General features: G+C 66.6%; 8 protein-coding genes. 6 read left to right on the forward strand and 2 right to left on the reverse strand.

Annotated elements, in window-relative coordinates; translation table 11 throughout:
* Positions 1-3899 (reverse strand): DUF4011 domain-containing protein (locus tag ICW40_RS11850; protein WP_221654205.1); only part of this gene is annotated, 3899 nt, incomplete at its 3' end.
* A gap of 212 nt (positions 3900-4111) precedes the next feature.
* Between ICW40_RS11850 and ICW40_RS11855 the strand changes: the two genes are divergently transcribed.
* The 5 genes from ICW40_RS11855 (at position 4112) to ICW40_RS11875 (ending at position 11965) form a co-directional block, all read left to right on the forward strand.
* A complete protein-coding gene (locus tag ICW40_RS11855) occupies positions 4112-6451 on the forward strand; it encodes an ATP-binding protein (RefSeq protein ID WP_221654206.1) in 2340 nt (779 codons plus the stop codon).
* A 5-nt stretch (positions 6452-6456) separates the two neighbouring features.
* Complete coding sequence (locus tag ICW40_RS11860) at positions 6457-7722, forward strand: hypothetical protein (protein ID WP_221654208.1); 1266 nt, start codon at positions 6457-6459, stop codon at positions 7720-7722.
* A gap of 145 nt (positions 7723-7867) precedes the next feature.
* Complete coding sequence (locus ICW40_RS11865; protein WP_221654209.1) at positions 7868-8476, forward strand: hypothetical protein; 609 nt, start codon at positions 7868-7870, stop codon at positions 8474-8476.
* A 163-nt stretch (positions 8477-8639) separates the two neighbouring features.
* On the forward strand, positions 8640-10313 hold the full coding sequence (vsr, locus tag ICW40_RS21760) for a DNA mismatch endonuclease Vsr (protein WP_374199149.1): 1674 nt from the start codon (positions 8640-8642) through the stop codon (positions 10311-10313).
* Complete coding sequence (locus tag ICW40_RS11875) at positions 10310-11965, forward strand: Eco57I restriction-modification methylase domain-containing protein (protein WP_221654212.1); 1656 nt, start codon at positions 10310-10312, stop codon at positions 11963-11965. The genes vsr and ICW40_RS11875 overlap by 4 nt, the downstream gene beginning before the upstream one ends.
* A gap of 18 nt (positions 11966-11983) precedes the next feature.
* Here the strand turns inward: ICW40_RS11875 and ICW40_RS11880 are convergent, their stop codons facing one another.
* On the reverse strand, positions 11984-12901 hold the full coding sequence (locus tag ICW40_RS11880) for a hypothetical protein (protein ID WP_221654214.1): 918 nt from the start codon (positions 12899-12901) through the stop codon (positions 11984-11986).
* A gap of 622 nt (positions 12902-13523) precedes the next feature.
* Here ICW40_RS11880 and ICW40_RS11885 point away from each other — a divergent pair.
* The gene (locus ICW40_RS11885) at positions 13524-14954 is read left to right on the forward strand and encodes an MFS transporter (RefSeq protein WP_221654215.1); all 1431 of its coding nucleotides are present in this window, start codon (positions 13524-13526) and stop codon (positions 14952-14954) included.
* Positions 14955-14978 lie beyond the last annotated feature (24 nt).

Consider the following 14978-nt stretch of genomic DNA (forward strand, 5'->3'; position numbering starts at 1 on the left):
AGCCCGCGCCCCGCGCGCCAGAAGGCGACGTCGTCGGGCGTTGCGCGGAGCGCGCTCAGCACCTCGTGCCAGGCGGCCGCCAGGCGCCGGACGCCCTCGACCGTGCCCCACGGCAGGTCCTGCCCGCCGTCGACGAGCGCCTCGGTCGCGCCGTCGATGCGGGCGTCACCCATCGCGGCGAGCGCCGACGTCGCCTGCCAGCGGCGGATCGCCTGGTCGACCGGCACGGCGGCCTCGACGTCGAGCGGGTTCCAGCCGAACGGCAGGAACAGCCCCGGCAGCGCGCCGACGTACTGCGCGAGCTGCATGCCCGCCGCCCGCGCGCCGACCAGGCCCGTGAGCAGCGGCGTCAGCTGGTCGAGCGGCACCTCGGCGTCGGGCCGCACCGTCGCGGCGACCTGCGCGAGCACGGCGCGGCGACGCTTCTTGCGGCCGAGGAAGAACGACGCGTCGGCTGCCGTGGACGCGGCGAGCGCGGCGTCCAGGTCGAGCGCCATGGCGTCGGGCGTGAACGGCCCGAGGCGCGAGGCGTACGTGGCGCGGTGCTGGTCGAGCGCCTGCCGCACCTGCGCGGCCTGCTCGGCCCACTGCGGCCCGACGATGCGCCGTGCCTCCGACGTCGGCGCGAGCCGCTGGCCCGCGCTCGCGTCGAGCCACTCGGCCACCTGGTCGAGGTGCTCGGGCGCGGTCGCGAGGTCGAGCACCGGTCGCAGCGGAATGTCCGCGAGTGCGGCGTCGGCGGCGAGCACCTCGTCGACCGCGGCCGCGACGCGCTGCGGCACGATCGCCTCGGGCCCGCTCAGCCCGGCCAGCCGCCACGGGCTCGTCGCCGGCGCACCGCCCAGGTCGTGCAGCGCGTGGGCGATGTCGCGGGCGGCGTCGTACACGTCGGCCGGCGGGACCGTGCCGAGCACGAGCGTCGTCGGGAGCTGCGGCAGGGCGTCGTCGGGCACGTCGCCGCGCTCGCGCAGGCTCAGCGCGACCTGCCGCGCGTCCCACGCGGACAGCCCGGCCGGTCCTTCGTCGTGGAGCTGGCGCGGGTAGCGGCTGAGGTTCTCGGTGAGCGAGCGGTAGGAGTCGCGCAGCGTCTCCCACGCGGGCGAGCGGTCGGAGTCGTGCTCAATGGCGCGCAGCAGCTGGCTGCGCACCGCGTTGATCGTCTGGTTGCGGCCGTGCAGGTCGAGGGAGAAGACGCCGAGGCCGACGTCGTCCAGGCGCCGCTTCACGACGTCGAGCGCGGCCTGCTTCTCGGCGACGAACAGCACGCTGCGCCCGTGCGCGAGGCAGTCGGCGACGAGGTTGGTGATGGTCTGCGACTTGCCCGTACCGGGTGGCCCCTCGAGCACGAACGACCGGCCGGCCCGCGCCCAGCGCACGGCCTCGATCTGCGAGCCGTCGGCGGCGACGGGCAGGAACGTCGTGGCCTCGGCGGTCGGATCAGGCTCGGGCTCGGGCGCCTCGTCGAGGAACGGCAGGCCGGGCGTCTCGACGAGGTGCTGCACCACGGGCCGCTGGACGAAGGACCGCCAGCTCTCGGACAGGTCCTTCCACATCTCGAGCGTCGAGAACGCGAACATGCCGACGGCCGCGGTCTCCTCGAGCGCGAAGCCGCCGTGGCCGCCCGAGAGGATCGCGCCGCGCACCGCCTGGAGCGCGCGCGGCAGGTCGATGCCCGAGCCGTCCTGGCCGGGGTCGAGCAGCTCGGGGATGACGATGCCGCGGCTGACGCGCAGCTTCTCGATGAGGCAGTGGTTGGGGACGATCGTGCCCGTGTCGTCCATCCGCAGGCGCCACAGCGCGCCGCGGCCGCCGCTGAGCGTGACGGGCACGAGGAACAGCGGCGCGCGGACGGTCTTGTTGCGCTCGGTCCACGTCAGCGCGCCGAGGGCGAGGTAGAGGTTGTTGGCGCCCGTCTCCTCGATCGCCGTCTTCGCCTTGCGGGCAAGCCCGAGCATGCGCGAGGTGTAGGTGGTGGTCGGGAGCCCGACGAAGGCGCACGACTCCTCGGTGAGGATGCGGCGCACGACGTCGGCGTCGATGTCCTGCGCCGAGCGCGCGCCCTGCTGCACGTGCAGCTCGCTGATCTGGTCGTGCGGGATGAGGGTGATCGTCTGGCCGCCCGCGACCAGGTCCTCGAGCGTGCCGAGCGCGCCGTGCGGCACGTGCACGGGCGCGCCGCTGCGCGCAGCACCAAGGTTGAGCAGCGGGTTGCGCAGCGTGAGGTCGAGCAGCGAGCGCCGCCACGCCTCGATGCGGGCGGGCCGGTCCTCGACGGGCATCGCGTGCGTGACGTCGCCGCGGATGCGCCGGCGCACCTCGGCGCGCTCGACCTCCACCTCGACGACGACGGTGTCGCCCTCGCGCCGCATGGTCGGCAGCGGCCGCACGCGACGGTGGGCCGCGGTGACGTCGAGCATGTGGCTGACCTCGTCGAGCCGGCGCGTCCACCACGGCGAGGTGGCGGCGACGGCGGCGTCGAACGCCATGGCCGACGTCGTGCCGGTGAGCTCGACCGTCTCGACGAGGCCCGCATCGATGAGCAGGCCGATGGTGCCGCCGTCGCGGACGGAGATGAGCGGGAGCTGGCTGTCGTTGACGAGGTAGCCGGCGAAGGCGTGGTTGCGCGTGACGACGACGACGGGGTGCAGGCCGGCCGACTCGAGCGCGGCCGCGTAGGCGCACGCGAGGTCGAGGCAGTTGCCCCAGCGGCCGTCGAGCACCTCGGCGTGGGAGCGGATGCGCTGGCCGGTGCCCTCGAACGACGCGGGCGCCTCGATGTAGCGGATCTCGCGCGCGGACATCGCCTCGTAGACGGCCTGGGCGATGGCGACGGCGCGCTCCTCGCCGCCCTGGTAACCGTCGAGGTCGCCGCGGCCGGTGCTCGCCTTGAGGCGCTCGGTGGCGTCCGCCAGGAGCGCGGCGACGGCGACGTCGTTGGGGCGGATGTGGGCGGCGAGCGCCTCGGGGATGGAGAGCGCCCACCACTCGTCGGGCGGAAGAAGGCGGATGAGCTCGGCGGTGGTGGCGGCCTGCGTGCCGTCGGTGACGGTGAGGCTCAGGCGTGTGGTGATCGACTCGTCGAGGTGGACGAACGCCGATGGGCTCAGCTGCCAGGCGGTGAGGTGGGTGGGCACCTCGAGCGTCTCGCCGGGCGGGACCGGACCGGGCTCGACGACGAGCGGCTCGGCGACGTGGGCGTCGCCCCACGGCTCGATGGCGAGGACAAGGCGGCCGGGGTCCACCGCGGTGGGGCCGTTGTTGACGAGGCGGATGTGGAGCACGGGCGAGACGCGGTTGGTGACGAGCGCGTAGTTGAGCGCCTCGCGGTAGATGACGACGACGTCCAGGTCGCCGACCTCGACGGTGAGGAGGCAGAAGCCGGGGCTGGGTGGGTCTTGGTCGCGGGTGGTCGGGGTCTCGTGGGTGATTGGTGTGTCGGTGCCGTCGGCGGGCGGCTCTGCGGGGTCGAGCGCGGGGCCGGCGGGGCGGAGGGCGCGGACCTCCTCGGCGGCCTCGTCCATCGCGAGGGAGTCGAGGAGGAGGGCCATGGTCTCGAGAGCGCGGTCCGCCTCGGCGCGGTCGAGGTCCGGCACGTGCGCCCAGCGGTTGCCCGCGGCGATGAGCTCGTCGAGCCAGGCGCGCTGCGCCTGCTCGACCGGGAAGACGGCGCGCGTGTGGCGGACGATCCGCATGAGCGCGCGCGGGTCGCGCGAGTCGAGCTCGAACGGGTGACCGCGGCGAGCGGACTCGGCGGCCTCATAAAGGGACACCCAGTCCTGGTCCTCGGGGACCTCCTCGCGCATCTCGCGGTCGACCCACGGGTGCAGCGCGGCGCCGAGCGCGGCGAGGCCGCGGCCGAGGCGCTCGGCATCCGTCAGCGTGGTGTCGAGGGTCGACATGCGTGCGCGGCTCCTGGGTGACTGGCTCCGGGCAGGATATGGCCGGACGCTGGCAGCACACCGGCGCCTCGCCTTGATGGCAGCACCCGTCGACCGTGTCCGGCGGGGTAACCCATAGGCGCACCGACGCCGGAGTCCACGGCGTCGGTCAGTTCGGCCGACCTCCGTGCGCCGTGCCCCTTTTGCCGCCGGAGAACGGCATGATGTGGGTTGTGACGAGCGACCAGCAAGCTGCAAGCGCAGTTAGTTTCACCGTCGACGCTGCCCTGCTCAGAGAGCTCGGCGCGCGCCTCGTCGGACAACCGCACATCGCACTCGCCGAATTAATCAAGAACTCATACGACGCCGACGCTCGACACGTAACGATCACCTTCGACGGCCACTCGATCGTCCTGGAAGACGATGGTCATGGTATGTCATTCGACGACTTCGTCCAGTATTGGATGCGAGTCGGCACCACGCACAAGCGCTTAGAACAACGCAGCCCCGAGCTCGCACGGGCATACACGGGCTCCAAGGGTGTAGGGCGTCTTGCCGCCCAGCTCCTCGCGACTAAGCTGGAGGTTACAAGTGTCGCACTGAGGGACAAGGCCACCAGTGGCTACGCGTCGCGGCAAACCGCGTCGGGTTCAGCTGTGCATCAACGAATCACAGCGAGAGTTGACTGGGATCGCGCCGTTACGGAGGACGAACTAACGAGCGTGACGGTTCCCGTCTCCCGCGACTCACGGCCGGAACGCTTCGCGAACAACTCACCTGTCGGTACGCGGCTGACAATGACCGGCCTTACCGACACATGGGACGAGTCGAGCTTTCGCGGGCTAGCGCAGGAGATCTGGGCGCTCCAGCCACCATTCGACGTCAGCGACGACGACCGTGCCGCCTTCCAAGTTCAACTCGTGAGCCCATATGGAAACGTGGTCGACGAATTCGGCGCGCAGATGCAAGCCATCTTTGATAACTGGCGTTCCGTGATCATGTATCGCCTCGAGCCAGACCAGCCTGATTCTGACGTGCTCTTTGAGATCGACCCGTTGGTGGTCGTCGACGAGGACCAGCACTCCGTTGCCGGAACCATACCTCAGCATAGTCTGGCGCCAAGCAAGCTGCTCGACATCTCCATCCTTTCGCGCGATCGCGAGACCACGCCAGCCCGCTTCAAGGTACGGGTAGTCGGATGCCTCCTGGACCAATTCGAGTGCGAGATCCGCGTATTCAATCTGTCCTACCGACAGGCGAACAACGTTCGGGTCGAAGACTCGCGCCAGTACATGGCGCAGTTCGGCGGTGTGCACATCTACGACGGCGGCTTCCGCCTGCCCTACTACGGGCCGCAGGATTGGCTCGATCTCGAGCGTGACCATGCGCGTCGCCTCAGTCGTTCGTACCTTCTACCAACGGAATTGCAAGCCGCGCGACAACTACATGACCTGCCTTCCGCAAGGCGAGTCTTCGGAACGGCGCGCATTTCGACCGCACACGAAGCGCAGGCAGCCACGCGCCATGGTCTGGACCCGCAGAGCGTTCTCGCAATCCAAGTCACGCGCGACCGCCTCGTCGACAACGGGGCATATCGCACCCTCCGGCGGCTCATACGGATCGGCCTCGACCTCTACGCGGACGGGGTACATCGCGCCCCGAAGCTTGCGTCAACCGGAAGCGGTTCGGCAAGGCGCAAACCATCGGCGCGCTTCGAAGAGGCGCGCGCGACCTTGGAAGCCGCTCGTGACCAGCTGGACGACAGGGTATATCAAACACTCACCGACAACATCGAAGATGCGGCGATCTCGGCGCAAGAACTAGAGCGCAGAAGCGATCAACTCACGACCCTGCTTGGCTCGCTGGCGACGGTCGGAATGACGACATTGGCGTGGGACCACGAAGCGAGTAAGCAACGACACATCGTCATGGACACTTCTTTACGACTTCGCGAAATATGCCAGGGGCCGTGCGAACCCGGCACAATGATGCTCCTCGCGGGAATCGCCGACGAACTATCGGCGAGCGCAAAAGGCATGGACGACATAGCCTCGCTATTCAAGCCAGTTGTGACTAGAGCAAGCCGAGAAACCGTTGCTCGTATTCGCGCAAAGCCGTTCATCCAAGCCACCGTGAGGAAGCTCCTTGTACTCGGTCGCGGAGCAACCGTGAACGTTGCCATCCCGGACGGTCTAACCCTTCCGGCTGCGCCCGTCGCGGCTTGGTCGGCGGTAGTACAGAACCTCGTTGTGAACGCATTCAACGCGGTGCTAGAGCAGCCGAGACGGCACGTTGAGATCGACGGTGGCATCGACGGTCAGAAGCATTGGATCAGGGTGCAGGACACGGGTATCGGGATCGACCTCAAGAAGGCACCGACCTACTTTGCACCGTTCGTGCGGGGCATGCAGGACGATCCGCGGCGCTCCTCGCTAGGACTTGGCGGATCGGGACTAGGCCTGACGATCGTTCGGATGATTACCGAGCCGCTCGGCGTCGACGTGCGGTTCGTTGAGCCCGACGCGGAGTACGCTACGTCGGTGCTACTCTCGTGGGAGGCGACAACGAAATGACTGAGATGACAAACTCTGACGCCAGTGCGACAATTGAACTTCCCACGATAGTGGTTTGTGACGACGACTCGCGGCGAGTTGAGACGTGGGCAGGGCACATCCGCGCCATCCCCGCGGTTCGCAAACGGTACGAGACGCGGCCCCTGAGGCCCGAACAGTTCGCGGCGGCCTATAGAGAACTAAAGAAGCGACAGCGCCAAGCTCGCGCAGGCGAGCTGTCGGACTTCGGTGGTGAAGCCGAGGCGATCGACAAGGCTTCAATTGTTGTGATGGACTTTGACCTCACACCCACCAATGGGTCCGGCGACCTTGACGACACGACCCTGGACACGCTCAGTGGATCCTTCGGGGACAACCTTGCCTTTTTGACACGCTGCTACGCCACGGCCCGATTTATTGTCCTTGTCAACCAGGACTTCTCGAAGACGACTTTTGACCTCACCCACCAGAACTTCGCACTATCGAGTGCGGATCTGAACATTGCTCATGACGATCTGCGGCGCGCCGAACTCTGGACCGGGCAGTCAGACGGCATAGCGTATCGACCGTGGCATTGGCCTCGGCTGCTGGACGCACCCGACCGCCTCGCACGTCTCGCGAACGAAGTCGATCTTGAGGCGCCTGTCCTAGAGACCCTAGGGCTCGACGACGATGAGACGTACGCTCAGTTCGCCAAAGAGCAACTTGAACTCTTCGGGGAAGCTCCGAGAGAACTCACTTTTCGCGCAGCCGCGGAGCGACTTACGCGGGCAATGAATCGGCTCAGCTTTGACGAAACGATCCCCGACTCACTGCTGCCGATGGTCGCTGTGGCCTCCGTTGCGCATTGGCTCGAACGGGTTGTCCTCCCTGGGCAAAATGTTCTTATCGATGCGCCGCATCTCGCCCATCGCCGGCCGGGATTACTCGTTGACCCGCGCCCCTCGTCATGGGGGCAGCTCTCCGACCTGTCACAGCCGGAAGCTGCCGCGGCAGCCTTCGACTCAGACTTGGTTTCTCCGGCTTGGTGCGCTCCGGTACAGCGCTGGCTCTCGCGCCCTGTCTGGCTTTGGCACTTATGTCCCCGCAGCCGAGGGCCGGTGCCTCGAGAACCCCATGTCTTCTGCGAGGACGTCTCAGCATTCCACCCGATCCACGCCGCGACCGAGTACGTGTCCAGCGTTCCGGGACCCTTCAAGCAGCGGTTCGTTCTACGCGACGGAGTCCGAAGCGGCGGATTCGATGTTGACTACTGGCCCGAGATCAGGTTATTTGCCGATGCCGAGGAATAGCGCCACGAGTCGGGCGAGCGCGCATCAACAGCTTTTTGCTCGAGTACTCCACGCATGGGCGGCAGACGGGCAAGACAATGCGGGTCGCCGTGGGCTACTGTCGCCCTACCTTGAGAACTTCGAGGACGGCCACGGGATCCTTGGGGTGCTCACGAAGAAGCCGCCCGTCGACATGGTCGATGCGCACAAGTGGGTGGTTGGTCGGCCAATAGAGACCGACGAGGGCAACTTGTTCCCGGTCGCCTCCGGAGCGGTGAAGATCGAAGGACGCGCTATTATGGGGACCGTTCGACTCGCGCTACTTATTGCGGGAGACAATATCATCCGCGCCAACGGGTACCGCTTCGAGAGCGCGGAGGTTGCTGACGATGATGGCGGCATGCGTAAACCGCACACCTTCCCGCACACCCAGCCATGCAGGTCGTGGACCATGGCCGGGGCCTGCCTTCTCCATCCCGATAGTGAGCAAGACGCCGAGACCCCGGCCTGCTGGGAATGCGAAGTGGAATCCGAAAACGGAAGGCGGGTCGCGACCGACTACTTCAACGGTCACAAGCCAGCGCTTCCCCTGCGGTGCCGAACCCTACCCGGGCTTGCTGTTGCCGCGTTGGCTGGCGTGTATGGCGCGCCTCTTGCCCGGACGATTCTCGACACCCAGAATCAGTTAACGCCGGCGGGCTGTCCCCCGGAGGTGACCGAGGACATTGACCACATCCTCGGGTTGGACGGGTCCGGCACCTTCTCCGCTGATTGAGTCGCGACCACTCGTCTCAAAGCGGCTCCCGTCATGCGTCGGGGACGGGGGCGCCGCAGTCGCTCTTGCCGGTCCAGAGCCTGGTGATGTGACCTGACGAGCGGTCTCGGCCGCGTACGGTGTACCTGTGACCCACGCCGAGCCCACTAGACCCTTGCGTGTCGTGTCCTTGTTCGCGGGGGTGGGTGGTCTAGACCTCGGGCTTGAGCGCGCGGGGCTGGCTACGGTTGAGATGGCTGAGTCGTGGGAGCCGGCGCGGCGCGTGCTCCGTGACCGATTCTCGGCAGTCGCCCTGGCCGGGGACGTCTCCACATACACTCCGAGAAGTCGCTTCGAAGTGCTGGCAGCGGGCTTCCCGTGCACCGACCTTTCCCATGCCGGACGTAAAACAGGGATCTTCGGTGCGAGTTCCGGCCTCGTGTCGCATGCGTTCAGAATCGCCGCCGAGGCACGTCCCAACTGGATCGTTCTTGAGAACGTCCCAAACTTGTTGGCGCTCCATCGCGGGGTCGGGATGCGGTACATCATCGAAGAACTGGAGTCCCTCGGGTATCGCTGGGCTTACCGAACTGTTGATTCGCGTGCAACCGGAGTGCCGCAGCGTCGCCCGAGGGTCATAATCCTCGCCTCGTTGACACACCACCCGGAAGCGACGCTTCTCGTCGGCAGCGCCACTGCGCCGAACGCGTCGATGGGCGAGTCTTACGGCTTCTACTGGACGGAGGGCAGGAGTGGTCTAGGACTGGTGGACGGTGCAGTGCCGACTCTTAAGGGCGGCTCGACGCTCGGACTGCCCTCCGCGCCCGCTGTCTGGTTCCCTGCAGGCCCCCGGGGGCGAAGGTTCGTACTACCCCGACTCGAGGACGGCGAAGCTCTACAAGGCCTTCCTCGCGGTTGGACGCGCGCGGCCGTCGTCCCTGATGAGCCGGACCTTAGGTGGAAACTGGTCGGCAACGCCGTCACGGTCGGTGTCGGCCATTGGGTTGGGCGTTGCATCGTAGCGGCTGAGGGTACTCGAGAACTGACAGAGCGCGCGCGCCCTGGCCTGCGTCCCGTCCCGCCTCTACCCGAACTTAACCGTCAATCTCGCTGGCCGGCTGCAGGCTTCGGAAGTGATGGCTCTGCGTGGGCTTCAGATACCTCGATGTGGCCAATGCTGATTCCCGGGCTGACGCTTGGTGAGGTCGTTGACATTGACCGGGCGACGCCCCTCTCACATCGGGCGACGAACGGTTTTCTGTCCCGCCTCGACGAATCTGGCATGAAGGTGCCGACAGCGTTCTATCGAGACCTTGAGGATCATCAGCAACGCACGCGTCCCCCTCTCACCCGGAAGTACCCCGATCCGTGGCCATCTAGCGATGCCGCACGCCGGCGGATGAAGACGCAGCGGAGCCGAGACACCAAGCCGGAAGTGGCGCTCAGGCGCGAGCTCCGGCGCCTCGGGCTCGGCTACCGCCTTCAGGTTCGACCGCTACCCAACTTGCGGGCAAGACTGGACATCGTGTTTATCGGGGCAAAGGTGGCCGTCGACGTACGGGGTTGCTTCTGGCATTCATGTCGGGAGCACGGTACGCGGCCGCGCGCGAATGCCGAACGGTGGGCCGATAAGCTTGCGCGGAACGTAGAGCGCGATCGTACAACTGAAGGCGCTCTCACTTCGGCCGGCTGGATGGTGATCGTCATTTGGGAGCACGACGATCCGGTCGTCAGCGCAGCACGGATAGCCCTAGAGGTGCGCAGCCGTAGGGCGAGCCTCGGCCGGACCGCCCGCTCGAGTGATCCCGCCCCGCTAGGCGCCGTGTCGGAGGCCGACGCTAGGCTTGGTCTCCCATGACGCAGACTTCCACGCACTCGGCCAACGCAACCGACCAGCGGGCTGAGGCCGCGTCGGCTCACGACAAGCTAGGCGCCGTCTTTACTCGCCGCTGGATAGTCGACATGGTGCTAGACATTGCGGGCTACACCGCTACACTACCGCTGGCCCGCCACACCGCCCTTGAACCGGCATGCGGCTCGGGCGCCTTCGTAGCGGCGATGGCTCAACGGCTACTTGATTCCTGCCGAGTTTTCGGTGATGACATCCGTGCGGCCACAGGTGCGATTGTCGCCGTCGACATCGACCACCGGGCAGTGGCGCAAAGCCGCGCCGCGGTCGAAGGCGTCCTGATCGCTGGAGGAGAATCACAAGAGACAGCGACGATGCTCTCCCGCGTGTGGGTTAGACAAGGCGACTTCCTCACGCTTGCGGAGAGTCTTCAAAAGGTTCGTTGGGTCGTCGGCAATCCGCCCTACGTTCGTCTCGAGGATGTTGGTGGGGCGAAGATGTTGGGCTATCGATCGCGCTGGACGACGATGACCGGGCGTGCCGACCTGTATGTAGGCTTCATAGAAGCAGGACTTGACCGCCTCGTCCCCGGTGGGTCGCTAACCTACATATGCGCGGACCGCTGGATGCGTAACCAGTACGGAACACGCCTGCGGCACCTGGTCGAGAAGTCGTACTCGCTTGACGCGTGCATCCAAGTCCATTCTGTTGACGCGTTTGAGGAGCGCGTTGCAGCGTATCCGGCGATCATTCGCGTTAGCGCTCAGTCTCAGGGCGCTGCGTTGGTGTGCGAAGCGCACGACACGTTCGACGCCGAGGCGGCGAACCGGCTACTCCGCATCTGGCGCGCTGGCTACGGCAGCGCGCCCGTGGATGGATCCTTCACGGCCTCTTGGATGCGCCGCTGGTTCGACTCCAATGGCAGTTGGCCCTCTGGCTCGCCCGACGATCTGGCACTTATTGCGCGGTTGGAAAGCGAGATGCCCACACTCGAAGCAACCGGTGCGCGCGTTTCCGTTGGTGTCGCGACCGGCGCGGACGACGTCTATATCGCAAGAGAGCCCGGGGGCACCGAACGTGACAGATTGCTGAAGATCATCACCGCGCGTGACGTCACCACAGGACAGCCCAAGTGGGGTGGCAAGTTTCTCGTGAACCCTTGGGGCCCTTCGGGCCTTGTCGCCCTCGCGGACTTTCCTGGGATGGCAGCATACCTAGACGGCGAACGGTCCCGCGTTCGAGCAAGGAGCGTCGCGAGAAGGGATCCAAGCCGTTGGTGGCGAACTATTGATCGCGTGGATCCCAGAGTAGCGTCGAAGCCGAAGCTTCTTATACCCGACCTTAAGGATCGGGTATTCCCCGTACTGGACACGGGCGAGTATTACCCATCACACAGCCTCTACTATATTACGTCGGAGGTATGGGACCTGGAGGTCCTTGGTGGCGTCTTGATGTCGGACGTGGCCAACCTCTTCGTGTCCGCGTACTCGGTCCGTATGTCGAGTGGCTACCTGCGAGTCAGCGCCCAGTATCTACGCAGAGTCCGAGTTCCTGCGCCCGACTCCATCGATGCCGAAGTTAAAGCCGAGTTGGCCGTTGCATTCCGCGAACGCGACTTCGAACGCGCCTCGCGCGTCGCGGCAAGCCTCTACCACCGGTGACTGACCTTGTTCTGACAGCTAGAACCCCGGAGCGCTTCGACTCTCGTCCTCGCGCACGGCGAGTTCCGTTGCCGCCCATAGTTCGCGCGCTCGCACATGGGTATCGATAGGGGTTCGATCCAGCACAGCGGCGATCATCGTGCTCATGAAATGACCGAGGGTCAGGTTATCTTGAACGCCGCCTCGGACTTGTACCGACCCCTGCCCAGGCGTCGCGTCCCATTCCGCAATCACGACCGCTGTCGCGTCGTAGCCACGCTCGTCCTGGGCTAGCTTCGCCACGAGATCGATCAACCGCTCCGCTGCGTTGGGGGCCTCCGTCATGGCTGCTTCTCTGAGGACAAGCACATAGCCAATGGCGGCAAGCGGATGGCGGCCGCGAAGATTGTGAGCATCGCCGTAGGACTCCTCGATGCGGTTGAACGCATTGCGGGAAAGCGACGAGTCCATCCGCTTCGTCGATACAAGGAGCTCCGGCCCCCGTGCCCACTGGGAGATGACGACATCGACCTGCTTGTAGTAGGCGCGGCCCAGTATGGAAGCGTCCGCAGACACCGCTCCACCAGCGCTCCCAGAGGTGATGCGCTGCGCAATACGCTCGCGAAGGTCCTGTGGCAGGTCCGCCAAAAGGAGGGCCACCTCCCGTGGCAGCACTCGCGGGCGCATGGGGCGGGGCCAAACTTCGTCGGGCTCAAAACCGGCACGCCGCAACTCTGCGGCGAGCCATACGTCGACCGCCTTTGCAGGCAGGCCGGTCTGGGTGCTAACGCCATGCCGGAGCGGTACCTCGAGGAGCTTCCCGAGAAGATCTAGGTCAGGCTCGAATCGCCGTTCATCGGCGTTCGGATCGCCGCGCCATGGTTGTGGACGGTCGAACTCGACGAGGGCATCAAACTCCCGCCAAACGAGGTCCGCCTTCTTTGGTGTCTCGGGCACAATGATTCCTTCATCGCTGGAGAGTCGTGTCGCGGCGCATTACGACATGCGGGTTCGCGTCGCTAGAGCCGTATGGGGCCTCCCGCAAAGATACGGCACGTGGGTGCATGTGCGAAGCCGGCCCTCCGCTCGCGGAAACGGTTTTGGGAACCGTCAGGCTCGGCCGTCTCAGCGCGGTACGCAACGTCGGCGTGGCAGTCTTTAGCCAGGTTCAGCACAGTCCAGCATGTTCGCTTCACGGCCGGATGGCGACCGAAGCACCGTTGCGCCGGAGTCCCGGTCCCTGCGCCGCGATCGTCGTCATCGTCATCGCCGGCCGCGGAGTCTTACGACGGGTCAAGATGCAAGCGGACCGAGCCAGCTCGGGCCCGAGGGTCGCGTTAGGTTCCAGCGCGAGTGTCCGAGGGCGTCACGACCTGTCGGCAACGCAGTAGACGCCTCGTTGTTGGAACCAGAAGTCCCGTGGAGCGCTCGGGGTACTGTCTCCGGTTCGAACGTCAGCTGCCTCGTGGGTCGCGGCAGATTAGATGTGATCGCTGGCGAGGTCTGTCCGTCAATGAGCGGGGAACGACGACACCAGGAGGCCCGCATCGTGAGCATCCGCCCGAGCTCTCCAACCGCCATGCGGACGATCGGCCACATCCTGGTCAACACCGCCGTCGCCAACGTGACCACGAGCTTCCTGTGGTTCGCGCTGACGTTCTGGGTCTACCTCGGCACCCGGTCCGTGCTGGCCACGGGCATCATCGGTGGCGCGTACATGCTCTTCGTGTCCGTGAGCAGCATCTTCTTCGGGTCGATCGTCGACCACCATCGCAAGCTCGCCGTCATGCAGCTGTCGAGCGTGCTGACGCTCGTCGCGTTCGGCGTCGCCGGCGCGATGTTCCTGCTGCTGCCCGAGGCGACGCTGCTGGACCTCGGTCAGCCGTGGTTCTGGGCGTTCACGGTGATCATCCTCGCGGGCGCCGTCGTCGAGCAGCTGCGCAGCATCGCCCTGTCCACCACCGTGACGCTCCTCGTGCCGGACGAGCGCCGTGCGAACGCCAACGGCCTCGTCGGCACCGTGCAGGGCGTCGCGTTCATGGTCACCAGCGTCTTCAGCGGCCTGTCCGTCGGCCTCCTCGGGATGGGGTGGACGCTCGGGATCTCGCTCGCGCTCATGGGCGCGACCCTCGTCCACCTGCTGACGATCCGCTTCCCCGAGGACCGCGTCGCCGCCGCCCCCGCGGAGGGTGCCCGCGCGCAGATCGACCTGGCGGGATCGATCCGCGTCATCCGCTCGGCGCCGGGCCTCTTCTCGCTCATCATCTTCGCGACGTTCAACAACCTCATCGGCGGCGTCTACATGGCGCTCATGGACCCCTACGGCCTCGAGCTGTTCTCCGTCGAGGCGTGGGGCCTCGTCCTGGGGGTCACCGCGACCGGCTTCATCATCGGCGGCGCCGCGGTCGCCAAGTTCGGCCTCGGCTCCAACCCCATGCGCACGATGCTGCTCGTCGTCGTCGGCATGGGCGTGCTCGGCGCGACGTTCACGATCCGCGAGTGGTGGGTGCTCTACGCGCTCGGCATCTGGCTCTACATGTGCCTGATCCCGGTCGTGGAGGCCGCCGAGCAGACGGTCATCCAGCGCGTCGTGCCGCTCGAGCGGCAGGGCCGCGTGTTCGGGTTCGCGATGACGTTCGAGTCGGCCGCCGCACCGATCACCGCGTTCCTCATCGCGCCGATCGCCGAGTTCGTCGTCATCCCCTACGCCCGCTCCGACGCCGGGCGGGAGGCGCTGCGCCCGCTGCTCGGCGACGGCGAGGCGCGTGGCATCGCGCTCGTGTTCGTCGTTGCTGGCCTCATCATGGTGGCCGCTGCGCTCGTTGCCTTCCGGCTGCCCGTCTACCCGGCGATATCGCGGACGTACCGCGAGGCGGCGCCGTCGGCGATCTCGGCGGGTGACGCCGCAGAGGCAGTGCCCGCGCAGCCGACCGTCCGCGCGGGTGCGGCGGCCGACGAGCCCGCGCGAAGCGACGCACTCGCAGCCCGGGACGACGGAGTCTCGCCCTAGTTGGACCGGCACCCCGGACGACGC

The organism is Actinotalea ferrariae, from assembly GCF_019733465.1.
In the GTDB taxonomy this organism is placed as follows: Bacteria; Actinomycetota; Actinomycetes; order Actinomycetales; family Cellulomonadaceae; genus Actinotalea; species Actinotalea ferrariae_A.